This window comes from Pandoraea pulmonicola, assembly GCF_000815105.2.
Taxonomy (GTDB): Bacteria; Pseudomonadota; Gammaproteobacteria; order Burkholderiales; family Burkholderiaceae; genus Pandoraea; species Pandoraea pulmonicola.
This window is the reverse complement of the sequence record NZ_CP010310.2, coordinates 1044345-1059977: the sequence shown is the minus strand read 5'-3', so window position 1 is coordinate 1059977 and position 15633 is coordinate 1044345. Positions and strand designations below refer to the sequence as shown.

Annotated in this window: 13 protein-coding genes and 1 tRNA gene; 6 read left to right on the top strand and 8 right to left on the bottom strand. The window is 60.7% G+C overall.

Features of this window, described 5'->3' with window-relative positions; genetic code table 11:
• Positions 1 to 129: 129 nt before the first annotated feature.
• The 4 genes from RO07_RS04755 to RO07_RS04740 all read right to left on the bottom strand — a co-directional run bounded on the left by RO07_RS04755 (position 130) and on the right by RO07_RS04740 (position 5394).
• Positions 130 to 3531 (bottom strand): hybrid sensor histidine kinase/response regulator, encoded by a 3402-nt coding sequence (locus RO07_RS04755; RefSeq protein ID WP_147284556.1) that lies wholly within the window; start codon positions 3529 to 3531, stop codon positions 130 to 132.
• On the bottom strand, positions 3515 to 4189 hold the full coding sequence (locus RO07_RS04750; RefSeq protein WP_147284557.1) for a response regulator: 675 nt from the start codon (positions 4187 to 4189) through the stop codon (positions 3515 to 3517). Before RO07_RS04750 ends, RO07_RS04755 begins: the two co-directional genes overlap by 17 nt.
• Positions 4190 to 4828: 639 nt before the next feature.
• Positions 4829 to 5200 carry a type II toxin-antitoxin system VapC family toxin gene (locus RO07_RS04745; RefSeq protein ID WP_039408501.1) on the bottom strand — a complete coding sequence of 124 codons (372 nt, stop codon included), beginning with the start codon at positions 5198 to 5200 and terminating at the stop codon, positions 4829 to 4831.
• On the bottom strand, positions 5197 to 5394 hold the full coding sequence (locus RO07_RS04740; protein WP_039408500.1) for a type II toxin-antitoxin system VapB family antitoxin: 198 nt from the start codon (positions 5392 to 5394) through the stop codon (positions 5197 to 5199). Before RO07_RS04740 ends, RO07_RS04745 begins: the two co-directional genes overlap by 4 nt.
• A gap of 621 nt (positions 5395 to 6015) precedes the next feature.
• Here RO07_RS04740 and RO07_RS04735 point away from each other — a divergent pair.
• The 3 genes from RO07_RS04735 to RO07_RS04725 all read left to right on the top strand — a co-directional run bounded on the left by RO07_RS04735 (position 6016) and on the right by RO07_RS04725 (position 7207).
• Positions 6016 to 6261: a hypothetical protein gene (locus tag RO07_RS04735; RefSeq protein WP_039408499.1), complete on the top strand. Its 246-nt coding sequence runs from the start codon at positions 6016 to 6018 to the stop codon at positions 6259 to 6261.
• 248 nt (positions 6262 to 6509) lie between these two features.
• Positions 6510 to 6695, top strand: coding sequence for a type II toxin-antitoxin system HicA family toxin (locus RO07_RS04730; protein ID WP_039408498.1), 186 nt, complete (start codon positions 6510 to 6512; stop codon positions 6693 to 6695).
• Positions 6696 to 6787: 92 nt separating this feature from the next.
• Complete coding sequence (locus tag RO07_RS04725; RefSeq protein WP_039408497.1) at positions 6788 to 7207, top strand: type II toxin-antitoxin system HicB family antitoxin; 420 nt, start codon at positions 6788 to 6790, stop codon at positions 7205 to 7207.
• A 99-nt stretch (positions 7208 to 7306) separates the two neighbouring features.
• On the opposite strand, the gene RO07_RS04720 is transcribed toward RO07_RS04725, so the two are convergent.
• The 4 genes from RO07_RS04720 to acs form a co-directional block, all read right to left on the bottom strand.
• Positions 7307 to 7396: transfer RNA gene (locus RO07_RS04720), tRNA-Ser, on the bottom strand.
• Between the two features lie 86 nt (positions 7397 to 7482).
• Positions 7483 to 9501, bottom strand: coding sequence for a sodium:solute symporter family protein (locus RO07_RS04715; RefSeq protein ID WP_039408496.1), 2019 nt, complete (start codon positions 9499 to 9501; stop codon positions 7483 to 7485).
• Positions 9498 to 9968 carry a DUF4212 domain-containing protein gene (locus RO07_RS04710; protein ID WP_052267018.1) on the bottom strand — a complete coding sequence of 157 codons (471 nt, stop codon included), beginning with the start codon at positions 9966 to 9968 and terminating at the stop codon, positions 9498 to 9500. Before RO07_RS04710 ends, RO07_RS04715 begins: the two co-directional genes overlap by 4 nt.
• A gap of 34 nt (positions 9969 to 10002) precedes the next feature.
• Positions 10003 to 11985, bottom strand: coding sequence for an acetate--CoA ligase (gene acs, locus RO07_RS04705; protein WP_039408494.1), 1983 nt, complete (start codon positions 11983 to 11985; stop codon positions 10003 to 10005).
• A gap of 359 nt (positions 11986 to 12344) precedes the next feature.
• Between acs and RO07_RS04700 the strand changes: the two genes are divergently transcribed.
• The 3 genes from RO07_RS04700 (at position 12345) to RO07_RS04690 (ending at position 15536) form a co-directional block, all read left to right on the top strand.
• Positions 12345 to 13232: a DMT family transporter gene (locus RO07_RS04700; RefSeq protein WP_052267524.1), complete on the top strand. Its 888-nt coding sequence runs from the start codon at positions 12345 to 12347 to the stop codon at positions 13230 to 13232.
• 192 nt (positions 13233 to 13424) lie between these two features.
• Positions 13425 to 13997 (top strand): TIGR00645 family protein, encoded by a 573-nt coding sequence (locus RO07_RS04695; protein WP_039408491.1) that lies wholly within the window; start codon positions 13425 to 13427, stop codon positions 13995 to 13997.
• Positions 13998 to 14012: 15 nt separating this feature from the next.
• The gene (locus RO07_RS04690; protein ID WP_039408489.1) at positions 14013 to 15536 is read left to right on the top strand and encodes a fumarate hydratase; all 1524 of its coding nucleotides are present in this window, start codon (positions 14013 to 14015) and stop codon (positions 15534 to 15536) included.
• The last annotated feature ends 97 nt before the right edge of the window (positions 15537 to 15633 follow it).

Genomic DNA, 15633 nt, shown 5'->3' with positions numbered 1-15633 from the left:
GGGAACAACGGGGATTTGGGAACGTTTCGCCGCCGGGGCGCCGTGTATGTCGGACTATTCTGATTTGGCTCATGTGCGAGCAGTGAAGCCGCCCGATTTCCCGGAGGCTCCACTGCGGACACGCAACACTTACAGCATTTTCTCCTGATTCGTCGGGTTCATTTTTTCCTGATTCGCCGGATTCATTTGCAACTGATCGACCAGCGCGTCAACGTCGGCAATCAAACTCCGGAGCCCACGCGCCGACTCGCTGATCGGGCGCCAGTCAGCGTTTTCGAACCTTTCGATCAAGTGGGCCGCGGGCGATGCGCCCAGCACAAGCAGCGCGCCTTTGATGCGATGCAATCTCGCATGCACCGCCTTTATATCTCCGTTGGCCATCATCGATTCAAGATCGACCTTGTCTTTCGCCCAGTCGTTCGCGAAGAGCGCCGCCAGACGCTTCTTGTCCTCAAACTGCTTCACGAAAGTACTCGTAGCTCCTGCTCCCCCCGAGGGAACGGGAAGGTTCAGCGCATTGGCAATATCGTCCAGGCTGGAGGGCTTCAGGACGACGTCATCAAACAGTGAACGGGCTTCCTTGCTGATCGTCACGTCCGCAGTGCACAGCACAACCTTTGTTCGCTTCTTGCGCTCCTTCAATGCGCGCGCCAATTCAAATCCACTCTTGCCCGGAAGATTCAGATCGGTAATGACAACGTCGAACGCTTGCGCCGAAAACCGGTCGAGCGCAGCCTCCGCGGTATCGACCAGCGCTACGGAGCGAATTCCCAGAACGGACAACTGGTCCTGAATCAATTGAATACAAATCCGATCGTCTTCCACGACCAGAACGCTCAACTTCGCGACCGCGTCGGAAACGGCGGGCGAATCGCCATGTTGGCTGACCGACGCAACACTCGCCTGCTCGGATACCAGCGCGTCAATGGTCGATTTGAGCAATTCTCCGCTATACGCCGTGACGGCTACCGCTCCATTCTGCGTAATAGCGACCATTGGCCCGTCCAGCGAGACCACGACGTGGTGCATGTTGGGCACGGAAACCCGGGCCATTTGCTCTACACGTTCGCAAGCATCGACGAACACTGTCCCCTCGCCAGCCTCAATGCTCGATATGGCACTTGGGCGCTCCAGTTCGGTGATTCGTGCCTTCGGATACCAGTTTTTCAGCTGTTTTGACAAGTACTGCATCCAAAGGATGTTCTGGCAACGAATCAGAAAATCGGGCGACGGCCCCGGGACGGCGTTGACGACTTCGATAGGCTCCTTTTGCAAGGGCAACCTTACGGTAAAGATCGATCCCGAGCCGAGCTCGCTTTCGACATGTATTTCCCCTCCCATCCGCTTGACGATGGCGTTACACAGGGCAAGTCCGAGCCCGGTTCCGGCGCGGGTACCCCGTTTGCCGATACTTCCTTGCGCGAAGGGAGCAAAAATCTTCTCGATGTCCTCCTCGGCAATACCCTTGCCCGAGTCCGCGACGCTGAATACCAAGCCCCCTTCGCCATGCAACGACAAAGTGACTGCAATCGAGCCCCGCTCAGTGAACTTTACGGCATTGCCAAGCAAGTTCATCACCACTTGCGACAATCTTGTCGAATCGCAATGCCAGATCCCTCTCGCCTCGGGCTGTATCAGGCACAGGAGTCGGACACCGGCGAGCTGCGACTCGGCCGCGAACGTCCGTGCCGCCTGCTCCACAATTCGGTCGGGATGCGCGGGCGCCTCGAGCAGTGTCAGCTCGCCCGCTTCGGATTTGGAAAAATCGAGTACGTCGTTGATCAACGACAATAGCGACGAGAAAGAGTCCTGGGCGACAGACAGTCGCGCCAACTGTTCGGGGTTCAACCCCATTCTGCCCAGGAGTTCCAGATTGCCCAGCGCGCCGTGAAGCGGGGTTCGAATCTCGTGGCTCATCGTCGCGAGAAACAGTCCTTTCTCTCGGCTCTCCGCTTCGGCACGCGCTCGGGAGGCTCTTAGCCTGCGCTCGATCTCCTTGCGCTTCGCAAGATCCACCATACCGAGCACAAATACGTTTCGGCCGTGGTATTTCGCCTGGGCGTAGGCGACTTCAATATCGGGGCTCATCTCGAAACGTCGGATGACGCCCTCGTCCCGCGTGGTCACGGCGTGCTGCCGCGCAAGCTCGCCGACCCTCTTGAAGAGATCGCCGTCAGTCGCTTCCGCATTGACTTCCACTTGCTGCTTAAGAAGTTTCGCCTCGGCATTCTGCACAAGGACCTTCCCGCTATCGCGGTCCATGACCACCAGACTTACCGGCGCGACCTGAATTGCCGACCGGCTGAATGCCTCGCTTTCGAGCAAGCTCTGCAAATGTGCATCGGCCGGCAGAAGAATCGATTTCCGTATCCAATATGCCCCCGCCCCGACGACAGCGCAGCCGAGGAGCATCGACGCAAGGAGGAACGACAATTCCTGCCCCACCCCGGCAAGAAGATCAGACCAGCGGTACGCGTACACGGCGACCCAATTCGGCCCTGGGACTCGCTGATAGAGAAAAAAACTCCCTTCCCGGAAGACACGCTTGGGACGCTCGCTGGCATCGGCATATATCCACGGCATCCGGGAAATGATGGAGGCCCACTCCCGCTCCTGGGGTTTCTCCAGGTCCAAGCCTAGAAGCCGCTGCAAACGACAAGCAACCACGAAGAAGTGGGGATCACCCTCATCATGCAAGAAGAACTGATTGAACTTGGAGCAGGGGATCGAGGAAACCACGGTCGCGACGCGCTTCCCCTCCCGATAGATGGATGATGCGTAGTAAGTCGTAAGTAAGCCGGAGACAGGGTCGCTCGATACCGTTACCCATGCGACATCCCCCCCTTTGCCGGCCTGCTCGCTGGCGCGTACCGCTTCCTCCACGATTTTGACTCGAGCGCCGATCACGGCCTCGATAGACCCGTTCGAACTGGGGAACAAGCGCTCGTGCATACCGCCTTCGGGCGGCAAGGAGGCGAGGAATTTGAAATCCGGCGTATAGATAAACCCTTGCGAAACGGCCAGCGAATGATCCTCGCGCGCGACTGGAAACGTCGAAGCAAAGCGCACCAGTTCCAGGAGGCGCGCTAACCGGTCGACATCGCCGGGTTCGGTTAGCGTCGTCAGCACGGAAAAGTAGGACGGGGGGCCGTCGTCAAGAATAGGCAGCCGAACTTCCCCTTGGGCAAACTCCCGCTGAAGTTCCTGCACCCGCAGGCTGTCTCCCTTGAAGTGCCGCAACGCGAAGCGTGCCGTGCCCGCCAACTGCACAAGACTGACCTGGAGGTGATCGACTTCCTCTTTTAGTGACTCTCGATAGGCGGCAAATAGCTGCGCAAGCTCCTCATGCTGACGGGAAACGAGAACAAACGCAGTTGCCCCGCCACTCAGCACAATGAAGAGAAGCACTGCGAAGGTCGACACCAGAAACAGCTTGCGAGCATAGTTCAACCGCAAAATCCTGGCTGCCGGCTCTTGCGCAACATCAGTATCGCCCATCATCGGCCCCGGGAAATCACCCAAAATTCTCAACGTATATGCGGAACAGATCGGCGTCCGAACGGACGCCCAGCTTATGCATCGCCCTCAATTTCTGGGTACTTATCGTCTTGACGCTTCTGTTGGTGTGCACCGCAATCTCGGTGACACTCATGCCTCTGCCGAACAGACGAAAAACCTCCAGCTCGCGCTCGGACAGGGCTTCGAGCGACGTTGCCGTCTGGTCGGTGTTCTGCAGCATCTCCGCGGACGTGGCAGCGTCCATGAACTTCCCGCCGGCCAGAACATTTCTGATAATCGTGGGCAGTCGCGCAATGTCCTCGCTCGATTTTCTCAGGAACCCGGTAACCCCGACGTCCATGATGCGCCGCACAAACGAAGTGATGTCCTGATGTGCCGTGAGAACAATAATGGCAACGTCCGGAAATTGGCGTTTGAGTCGCTTAAACAAGCTCAGTCCGTCCGGTTCGGTATCCGACTCAAATGAATAGTCGCAAACCAGAACATCGCACGGATGCGCTTTCAAGCACGAGACCAAGTCTGAAATAGTCAGGGCCATCGCGACCACACGGATATCTGCCTCCGCACTCAAAATGGCTTTTACGCCTTCGGCGACCACGAGATGGTCGTCGGCGATGATGACGTTGATATGCCTACTGGATGGACCCGTTCGGTGCATTTGGGTATTCACGGTATTCTTCCAAGTGGTGTTTATCTGCGATAGACGCCACCATTCCTCGATGCTTTACTGGCAGCGCCACGCTGCTATATCAAAGGCTCGACAATGTGCGTCATGACAAATTAAGGTACCGCCGCAACAGGGCTCGGTGCTGCTATCTGAATCCCGCGAGCATCAGATTACACTATTCCCGATAAGCCACATATGCGGAAAGGCGCGCGGCTCGTGGATGCTTTTTTTCAACGCTTAAAGGTATTTTGTGCACCGAGACTTCTTCGGGAAGGAACGTCGATACCGTCGGGGACCGTGGCATCAATAAAAATGCGTGAGTGCTTTTCGTTGACGGTTCGCAGCGCAAGAAGACGCAATGAGGCTGAATTATTCAGCCTCCCGGCAGACAAGGTATATCGGAATATTCTGCTTTTTTGGCGCGATCGGTAAATTCCGCTGTTGTCGCATGCGGATAGCCGCACAACGCGCCGTGTGTATCTGGGAAAACCAGGGAAGGTGAAGCCGCTGAAATGAACCCTGCGAAGCCCGCTCCATCGCCCAATCGGAGCGGGCAGTTTACTATTCGACGTCTTGCGGCCTCAAAGTAAGTCTTTGATTTTAAAGGCCATGAGTTTTACAAATAGCAAACCCAAGAACGGCTTAGTGCGAGATTTTCGCGGCTAACGAAAGCCGCTCGGCCGTCGCAGCAAGACGCTTATCTCGAGTCCACAAAGCGGCCCCCGGAGTCAGGCGAGTTGCGGCAAGTAGATGCACGTCAACGCAGCCAATCCCCAGGCCGAAGAGAGCTTGCTCACCGACGAACCGCAACACCTCGTCATCAGTGGCAACCGTTACACGAGGTAGATCGCCCAACGTGGAAATTACGATGTCGCGATTCTTCAGGCTACCGAGCGCAAGCTCACCGATGACGTACGGATGCGCCAACACTCGTGCAGTCTCAAGCAACTGGACGAGTGCAGCATCACCTGATCGTAAATGGTCAATCCAAACTGACGTGTCGACCAGAATCATGCAGGCTCCGTTTGGCGTCGAGGAATGTCACCAAGGTCAGCCTCGGTCCCTCCCAAACGAGCCAAGCGGCGGGCGCTTTCGCGCTCGATCAACGCCTTGAGTGCCTCGCGGATCAGCGCTGATTTTTCCTGCAAACCGGTGAAGGCTTGAGCCTTCGCCAAAAGCTCATCATCAAGGGCCAATGTCGTTCGCATGTTTCGCCTCATCTACAGTCTAATGGCACTATCATGGCATCAAATGATGTCATTTTTCGTGCCATACCATCCTCACATCTTGCTATCCCAAGTCACGCGCCCCATTCCAAACGAGAAGAGGCGGGTTCCCAACATCCCTCCATGGCACCCTACATTCAAACGTACAGAAAATCCAAAAAAATCCTTTTAAAACAAATAGTTACAAAGCCCAACAAAACCCTACACTCAACCTCACAAAGTCTCACAGCCTCCCCGTCGACCAAGAAGAGTCCCTATTGGGGCATCGGAATGTTCTGATTCTCAGCGAATAACCTAGAATGCGACTCCGAACGCGTGGTGCCCTCGAAACTGGGTCGTTAGTCTTGTACCCGTCGCGCCCCAAACGCGACCGGGTTTGACGACCTGAACGATGTTTTCGGGCACACAGCCGCGATGTTTGCGGCTTTCGTGTGCGTCGTGCTGCGCCTGTGTTTCAACGGGCGGGCCTGGATTGGGACACCTTCGGGTGTGCCGCCTAATCCGAATCATCAGCGGTTCGTCAACCTAGTCCAGTGCCCGCCCACCCCTGCGCAACGCAGCGGGTGGCGGGAATCTCAGATTGGCTAGTTAGAGGTGCCCCACATGACGCTTCATCTTCCCGCCGCTTCCTTAGTCCACGCTTCCGTCGACAGACTCAACACGCTCTCCGAACGCATCCTTGCTCTCACGACGTGTACGACCACGGACACCGGCAACGAAATACCTCATCGCTTCCTGCTCGCGATCTTCGAAGAGCTTGGCGAAATGACAGTCGAACTCGTCTGTGAATGCCACAAGTTGAAGGCAGACTTTCTCGACGCAAAATCTTCCCCTCAGCAGTTCACCTGACTCTGCCAGCGGCATGCGTTTGGTGCGCAAAGCGCTACAGCGGCCCGTAGCGCTTCCGTTGAACCAGACTGGAGGTCGATGAATGCCAAGAGCGCGTGACGCCCGAAACCGCTCCGCTGAGTACGGCTGTGTGAACAAATTTTGATGAAGATCACCAGACTAGCCCATTGCCTTTTGCAACAAAAGTGATGCATATTCAACTCGACAATACAACAGATATGTTGTATTATTCGGCAAATGGAAGGAACATGAAGTACAGCGAATTTCGAAAGTGGTTGAAGCAGCAAGGCGCAACGTTTGAAAGGCATCGCTCCGGTTCAAGCCACTTCCGCGTGACCTTGAATGGTAAAGCGACAATTTTCCCGGACCACGGTGCCAAAGAGATCGGTACTGGTCTCGTTGAGGCGATAAAGAAGCAGCTCGATCTTAAGTAATTTAATGGCATGCGACGACATGTCGCAACCATCCACGTTCCATCTGTATTGCGGCGTTTCGCTGGTTTGGAAGGCGCCATAGGAGTATCGATATGTTGAGCTATCCGATTGAGATGCGACCGGACACAAACGGAACGCTGTTGGTCACGTTCCCGGATGTCCCCGAGGCAATCACCGTTGGTGAGAACAAAGAAGATGCACTAGTGCAGGCGCTGGATGCGCTGGAAGCGGCTCTGGAAATTTATTTTGCGGAAAAGCGCGAGATCCCGCGCCCGTCGCGGCCAAAGAAAGGGCAGCGGTGTATCACGCTTCCGATTCTGGCCTCGATGAAAGTGCTTTTGGCCAACGAAATGTTGGCGCAAAACGTCCGCAAAGCCGAGCTCGCAAGACGTATGCACGTCAACCAGGTTCAGGTCGATCGGCTTTTGAAGCTCGGCTATGCATCGAAGCTGGATGCCGTTGAGAGCGCGTTCGAAGCCCTCGGTAAGCGCCTTGAAGTGCGGGCCGTCTGAGCGCTCGGTTAAGCCGTTCGACCAGCCTCCGAATATAAACATCCGGCCTAAAGGTAAACGCGAAAAGGGCTTCCACTCGGGAAGCCCTTTGTTTATCTCTGGCGGAGAGAGGGGGATTCGAACCCCCGATAGGCGTTAACCTATACACGCTTTCCAGGCGTGCGACTTAAACCACTCATCCATCTCTCCTGAAGGTCGCGAATTATAGCAGATCGTCGGCGACATCTCATACCCCTTCGTGCCGCGCCCCTCAAAATTTCTTCCGCGCCCCGCCCTCACGGGCGGCGTAGATGGTCCACCAGATGCCTGTCGCGCTCGCTCCCGGGGCCGCCCAGCAAGCTGAAAAGGATCGCCACCGCAAATCCCACCGGCACCCCGAACGCCCCCGCAGCGATCGGGTCCACGCCCCACCACCGAGTCCCCGCGAAGCCCGTCAGCCGTGTGAAGAACGGATACGTCGTCATGATGTAGTACACACACACCAGCAACCCGCTCACCATCCCCGCCGTCGCGCCCAAACGGGTCGTCCCCTTCCAGAACACCCCCAGCACCAACGCCGGAAACAGACACGACGCCGCCAACGAAAACGCCGCCCCCACCAGGAACAAGATGTTCCCCAACTTCAGCGACGTCACATACGACGCGAACATCGCCACGCACAACAACAGAATCTTCGACGTCGTCACCCGCTTCTGGCTCGACGCGCTCCGGTCGATCATGTGGAAGTACACGTCGTGCGACAACGCGTTCGCAATCGTCAGCAACAACCCGTCCGCCGTCGACAACACCGCCGCCAACGCCCCCGCCGCCACCAACCCCGAAATCACATACGGCAAGCCCGCGATCTCCGGCCCCGCCAGCACCAGCATGTCCGGCTGCATCCAGATCTCGCCCCACTGCACAACCCCGTCACGATAGACGTCCGCAATGTCGAGCTGCACCGGCGTCGCATGCCGCCACTGCGTCACCCACCCCGGCAAATTGTCGTAGCGCGCCCCCACGAGATGCAGCAGCACGTCGTACTTGAGCATCACCGCCAACGCCGGTGCGCTCACATACAACAACGCCACGAAGAACAACGTCCATCCCACCGAACTGCGTGCGCCCTGCACCGTCTCCGTCGTGCCGTATCGCGTCAGGATGTGCGGCAAACTCGCCGTGCCGATCATCAAGCACACCATCAACAACAGGAAGTTCAGGCGCTGCGCGCCGCGCGTCGTGTCGTCGTGCGCCGGGAACGGATCGGTCATCGCATGCGGCGGCTCGCTGCGCTCCGCATACTGATTGCGCATCTCGAGCCACTGCGTCTGCGCCTCGCCCACATCGCGCGGAAACGCCTCGAGCTTCATCTCCAGCACCTTCACGTCGCGCAACGGCCCGTTGCGACGCTTCGTGTCGAGCAACTGCCGCTCCAGCTCCGCCCGCTCGCTGTAGAAGCTGTCCGGCAGCCCGTCGAGCCGCCGCTGCATCTGCTCGGCCTGCTCCCGGTAGTAGTCGCGCACCTCGCGCTCGGGCACCGACTGCTGAATCTCGCGCTCCAACGCCTCCACCTTGGCGAGCGCCTGCCCGTAGGTGAACTGCGGAAACCAGCCGTTGCCCGTCTGGTGACCGATCATCGCCGTGGGCAGCAGAAACGCCGTGATCATGATGATGTACTGCGCCACCTGCGTCCAAGTGACCGCGCGCATCCCCCCAAGGAACGAGCACACCAGAATGCCCGCCAGCCCGAAGAAGATCCCGATGGTGAACTCCACGCCGATGAAGCGCGACGCAATCAGCCCCACCCCCTGAATCTGCGCGACGAGATAGACGAACGAACACAGGATCGTCGAGAAGACGCCCAGCGCCCGCACCACATTGCTGTCATACCGCGTGCCCAGAAAGTCCGGCACCGTGTACCGCCCCATCTTGCGCAAATACGGCGCCAGCAGAAACGCCACCAGGCAGTACCCGCCGGTCCACCCCATGACGTACGCCAGGCCGTCGTAGCCCGAGACGTACAACGAACCCGCCAACCCCATGAACGACGCCGCGCTCATCCAGTCGGCAGCACACGCCATTCCGTTGAACATCGGCGGCACGCGTCGGCCTGCGACGTAGTACTCCGTCGCATCCGAGGTCCGCGAAATCAGGCCGATCACCGCATAGACGGCAATCGTCACGAACAGGAACGCATAGCCGATCCACACGCCCGGACCATTGACCCGCTCGAGCAAACCGATCATCAACACGAACGCAAGAAAGCCGGCCGTGTAATAGAGGTAGTAACGCAGCAGCCTGCGGGTGAAACTCATCGGAAGTTGGGCGCCGAAACGGCGCGAGAGGAAGCGCTGCGAAAGGTCGCGGGCGCCGTGTCGCCGGCAGCCTCGTCGTCGAGGCCAAGACTGTTGCGGCGCGCATCGCGCAACGCATGCAACTCGCGCCGGTAACGCGCATCGTTGATCCGCTGCACCAGCGCGTAGACGACGATCAGGCCGATGTCCGTCAGGATCGAACCCTGCGCGCCCATGTAGAACGGCAACGGCCATCCGGCGAAACGCACCCCGGCCCATTCGCGCGCCCAGAACTGCGGCACGAACGTCACCACGAAGCCGATCACCATCAGCACCGCGACGAGCCACAAGGTGCGACGCCAATGGCGCACGGCGATTTCCGCCGCCGCGCCGTGCCAGTCGACGTCGGCCGGGGACTCGCCGGCCACCGCCGCGGCCGACGTCGTGCCCGCCGCGCCGCGCCCACCGGTCTGCGAACGTTTCTCCATGGCAGCCGGGAGCCGGGCCGTGCGCCTATCGTGTCTATTGCGCCTGCTTGAGCTGATCCAGAATGGCCGGGTTCTCGAGCGTGGACGTGTCCTGCGTGATTTCCTCGCCCTTGGCGATCACACGCAGCAAGCGCCGCATGATCTTGCCCGAACGGGTCTTCGGCAGATTGTCCCCGAAGCGGATGTCCTTCGGCTTGGCGATCGGACCGATCTCCTTGCCCACCCAGTTGCGCAGTTCGAGCGCCAGTTGCTTGGCCTCGTCACCCGTCGGGCGCGCCCGCTTGAGCACCACGAACGCCACGATGGCCTCGCCTGTCGTATCGTCCGGACGCCCGACTACCGCGGCTTCCGCCACGATCGGGTTCGCCACCAGCGCCGACTCGATCTCCATCGTCCCCATGCGGTGCCCCGACACGTTCAGCACGTCGTCGATACGGCCCATGATGGTGAAGTAGCCGGTCTTCGCATCGCGGATCGAACCGTCACCGGCCAGGTAGATCCTGCCACCCAGCTCCGCCGGGAAGTAACTCGACTTGTAGCGTTCCGGATCGCCCCAGATGGTGCGGATCATCGACGGCCACGGGCGCTTGATCACCAGCATGCCACCCTGACCATTCGGCACGTCCTGCCCCGTCTCGTCGACGATGGCCACATCGATGCCCGGCAGACCCAGCGTGCACGAACCCGGCACGAGCGGCGTCGCGCCCGGCAACGGCGTGATGACGTGGCCGCCCGTCTCCGTCTGCCACCAGGTGTCGACGATCGGACAACGCCCGCCGCCCACGTTCTCGTAGTACCACATCCAGGCTTCCGGATTGATCGGCTCGCCAACCGACCCGAGAATGCGCAGCGACGACAGATCGTACTTCTTCGGATGCACCTCCGGCGATTGCTCGGCAGCCTTGATCAGCGAACGGATCGCCGTCGGTGCCGTATAGAACACCGACACCCTGTGACGGCCGATCATTTCCCAGAAACGCCCCGCGTTCGGATACGTCGGCACGCCTTCGAACACGATCTGCGTCGCCCCGACGGCCAGCGGGCCATACGCGATGTAGGTGTGGCCCGTGATCCAGCCGATGTCGGCCGTGCACCAGAAAACGTCGTCCGGCTTGATGTCGAACGTCCACTGCATGGTGAGCGACGCCCACAGCAGGTAACCGCCGGTGCTGTGCTGCACACCCTTGGGCTTGCCCGTCGAGCCCGACGTGTAGAGGATGAAGAGCGGATGCTCGGCGCTCACCCACTCCGGCTCGCACTGATCCGACTGGCTCGCAACGAGCTCCTGGAGCACTTCGTCGCGACCGGCCTGCATGGTCACGTTGCCGCCCGTGCGACGGTAGACGATCACCGTCTTCACGTGCTCGCAACCGCCCATCGCGATCGCTTCGTCGACGATGGCCTTGAGCGGCAGCGCCTTGCCGCCGCGCATCTGCTCGTCGGCCGTGATGATGGCCACGGCGCCCGCATCGATCACGCGCTCGTTGAGCGACTTGGCCGAAAAGCCGCCGAACACGACCGAGTGCGTCGCGCCGACGCGCGCGCAAGCCTGCATGGCGACCACGCCCTCGATCGACATCGGCATGTAGATCACCACGCGATCGCCCTTCTTCACCCCTTTGGCCTTGAGCGCATTGGCGAAACGGTTCACGCGCCCGAGCAAATCGCGATAGGTGACGGGCGTGACGGTGCCGTCGTCGGCTTCGAAAAGAATGGCGTGCTTCTCGCCTAGGCCCGCTTCGATCTGACGATCCAGGCAATTGTAGGAAGCGTTGATCAGACCGTCTTCGAACCACGTGTAGAACGGGGCGCGGGTCTCGTCGAGAACTTTGGTGAACGGCTTGTGCCAGGCCAGATTCTCACGCGCTTGACGCGCCCAGAATCCCTCGTAATCCTTGTCGGCCTCGGCGCACAGCGCCTCATAGGCGGGCATGCCGGAGATTCTCGCCTTGGCGACCAGCGCCTGCGGCGGCGCGAAGACGCGCTGCTCCTGCAATACCGATTCGATTGCTGCCATGAGTTGTCCCCTCTTATGGATTTGCAAAAACTAAAACGATTGCAATCAAGCCAAAACAAATCGCTGACGTGACATTAAGACGAGCGACTTACTAACGCCTTACACTAGTGCACGCACCTTGCGCGTCTCACGTGCGGGACTCACGCGAAGCCCGTCGCCGCAATGCCCCCCCAAGTGTGGCCTATTCGCTACAATCCTACCCGCATCCCCTCTGTCCCGCCACCCCGGAATCGCCCGGAGCGCCCGTGAATTCGACATCTTCGCCGCAATCGACCCCGGCAGACGCGACCGCCGCCCCCGCGCCATCGCGCTCGGATCGCCTGTTCGCCCGCTTCCCCAGTTTCGCCCTCGCGCTCGCCATGACGATCGTCGGCGCCAACGTCGGCATCGGCAAGACGATGGTCGCCGTCATGCCCGTGGCCGCCTTCGCCCTGTGGCGTTTCATCGTCGCCGTGATCGCACTCGCGCCACGCTACCGGCCCGCGGCGATGCGACGCGTCACACGCACGCAGTGGCTGCACCTGTTCGTGCAGACGTTCTTCGGCACGTTCCTCTTCACGCTGCTCATGCTCTCTGGCGTGCGCATGACGACGGCCACCGCCGCCGGCGTGATCACCGCCACGCTGCCCGCCTGCGTCGCGCTGCTCTCCTGGGCCGTGCTGCGCGAACATCCGTCGCGGCGCACCCTGGTGAGCATCGCGCTGGCCATCGCCGGCGTCGCGCTGCTCAACGTCTCGCGCGGCGACAGCCACGGTGCCGCCGGCGCGGCAGACGCCGGCAACGCCTGGCTCGGTAACGCCCTCGTGCTGGGCGCCGTGCTCTGCGAAGGGATCTACGTGATCGTCTCGAAGCGCCTGGCCGCCGAACTCCCCGCCATCGACATCTGCGCCTACACGCACCTGCTCGGCGGCGCGATGATGCTGCCGTTCGGACTCATCGGACTGATGAGCGTGGATTACGCGGCGCTCACGCCCGGGCACTGGGCGCTCATCGTCTGGTACGGACTGGCCGCGAGCGTCTTCTCGTTCTTCCTGTGGATGCGCGGCATCCGTCACGTGAGCGCGCAGCTCGCGGGCGTCTTCACGGCCATGGTGCCGGTCGCGGCGACCGCCTATGGGGTGATCTTCCTGGGCGAGCGTCTGACCATCGCCCAAGGCGCCGCCCTCGCCCTGACGGTCGCCGGCATCATCCTGGCCGCACTGCCGCCCGCCGCAACGCGCAAGACCCTGTTGCGGAGCCGGGACTGAATGGTGGAACGCAGCCCCGACGGCAAGACGTTGTAAAATGCCGGCCATGCCGGATTTCGCGCCCCGAATCCGCGACGTGCAGGGCGACACCCTGCACCATGTCTGGTTTGCGTGATGTTTGCGTAGTGTTAGTGCGTTGATAACTCCAGCCTGCGGCTTCGGGCGCAGGCTTTTGCCCCCACCAAGATAGCCATGTCGACTCCCGGCCGCCCGTCCGCCGCGCCGATGCGCCCCCTGCCCCGCGTCATCTTCTTCAGCCGCTGGCTGCAACTGCCGCTGTATCTGGGCCTGATCGCCGCCCAGGGCGTCTACGTCTACAAGTTCCTCGTCGAACTCTTTCACCTGATCACTCACGCCACAACGTTCGACGAAACGCAGATCATGCTCGTCGTGCTCGGTCTCATCGACGTGGTGATGATCTCGAACCTGCTGATCATGGTGATCATCGGCGGCTACGAGACGTTCGTCTCGCGCCTGGGCGTGGAAGGCCACCCGGACGAGCCCGAGTGGCTCGATCATGTGAACGCCGGCGTGCTCAAGGTGAAACTGTCGATGGCGCTCATCAGCATTTCGTCGATCCATCTGCTCAAGACGTTCATCGACGCGGCCCAGCAAACGCCGCACACGATCATGTGGCAAGTGATCATTCACTGCGCCTTCCTGCTTTCCGCCGTCGTGATGGCCGTGGTCAACAAGATGACCAACGACAGCCATGCGCCGACGTACGCAAGCCCGCACGTCATTACAAATACCAGTCCCCACTAAGTCGAGAGCCGTTTCATGTCTACCGTCATTAAAGAAGACGACGTCATTCAGAGCGTCGCCGGTGCCCTGCAGTACATCAGCTACTACCATCCGGACGATTACATCCAGGCACTGGGCCGCGCCTACGAGGCCGAGCAAAGCCCCGCCGCCCGCGACGCGATCGCGCAGATCCTGACCAACAGCCGCATGTGCGCCGAAGGCCGCCGCCCGCTGTGCCAGGACACCGGCATCGTGACCGTGTTCGTGAAGGTCGGCATGAACGTGCGCTGGGACGCCAAGCGCAGCCTCACCGACATGATCAACGAAGGCGTGCGCCAGGCCTACATGCACCCGGACAACGTGCTGCGCGCCTCGATCGTGGCGCCGCCCGAAGCCGGCCGCAAGAACACGAAGGACAACACGCCCGCCGTCATCCACTACGAAATCGTGGAAGGCGACAAGGTCGACATCACGGTCGCGGCCAAGGGCGGCGGCTCGGAGAACAAGTCGAAGTTCGTGATGCTCAACCCGTCCGATTCGATCGTCGACTGGGTCGTGAAGACCGTGCCCACGATGGGCGCCGGCTGGTGCCCGCCGGGCATGCTCGGCATCGGCATCGGCGGCACCGCGGAAAAGGCCATGGTGCTCGCCAAGGAATCGCTCATGGACCCGATCGACATCCATGACGTGATCAAGCGCGGCCCGCAGAACTGGAACGAAGAGCTGCGTATCGAACTGTTCGAGAAGGTCAACGCGCTCGGCATCGGCGCGCAGGGCCTAGGCGGCCTCGCCACCGTGCTCGACGTGAAGATTCTCGACTACCCGACGCATGCCGCGTCCAAGCCGGTCGCGATGATCCCGAACTGCGCCGCCACGCGCCACGCCCACTTCACGCTCGATGGCTCGGGACCGTCGTTCCTGGCCGCACCGTCGCTCGACGCCTGGCCGAACGTGCACTGGGCGCCGAACACGGAGACGAGCAAGCGCGTCGACCTCGACGCCCTCACGCCGGAAGAAGTCGCGAGCTGGAAGCCGGGTCAGACGCTGCTGCTCTCGGGCAAGATGCTCACCGGTCGCGACGCCGCACACAAGCGCATCGCCGACATGATCGCCAAGGGCGAGCCGCTGCCGGTCGACTTCAAGGGTCGCGCGATCTATTACGTCGGCCCGGTCGATCCGGTGCGCGACGAAGTCGTCGGCCCGGCAGGTCCGACCACGTCCACGCGCATGGACAAGTTCACCGACATGATGCTCTCGAAGACGGGCCTCACTGTCATGATCGGCAAGTCCGAACGTGGCCCGGCTGCTATCGAAGCGATCAAGAAGCACAAGGCTGCGTATCTGATGGCCGTGGGCGGCGCCGCCTATCTCGTCTCGAAGGCGATTCGCGCCGCGCGCGTACTGGCGTTCGAAGACCTCGGCATGGAAGCAATCTACGAGTTCGACGTCAAGGACATGCCGGTCACGGTGGCGGTCGATTCGACGGGCGTGTCGGTGCACCAGACCGGCCCGAAGGAATGGCAGGCCAAGATCGGCAAGATTCCGGTCGCCGCCGAGTAATACCTGCGATATCGGCGGGGCATCAACGGAACATCGATGCGGTGCGCTCGTGCCGCAACGCCCCGCCCGCAGTGCGAAGCCCGGCATCGGCCGGGCT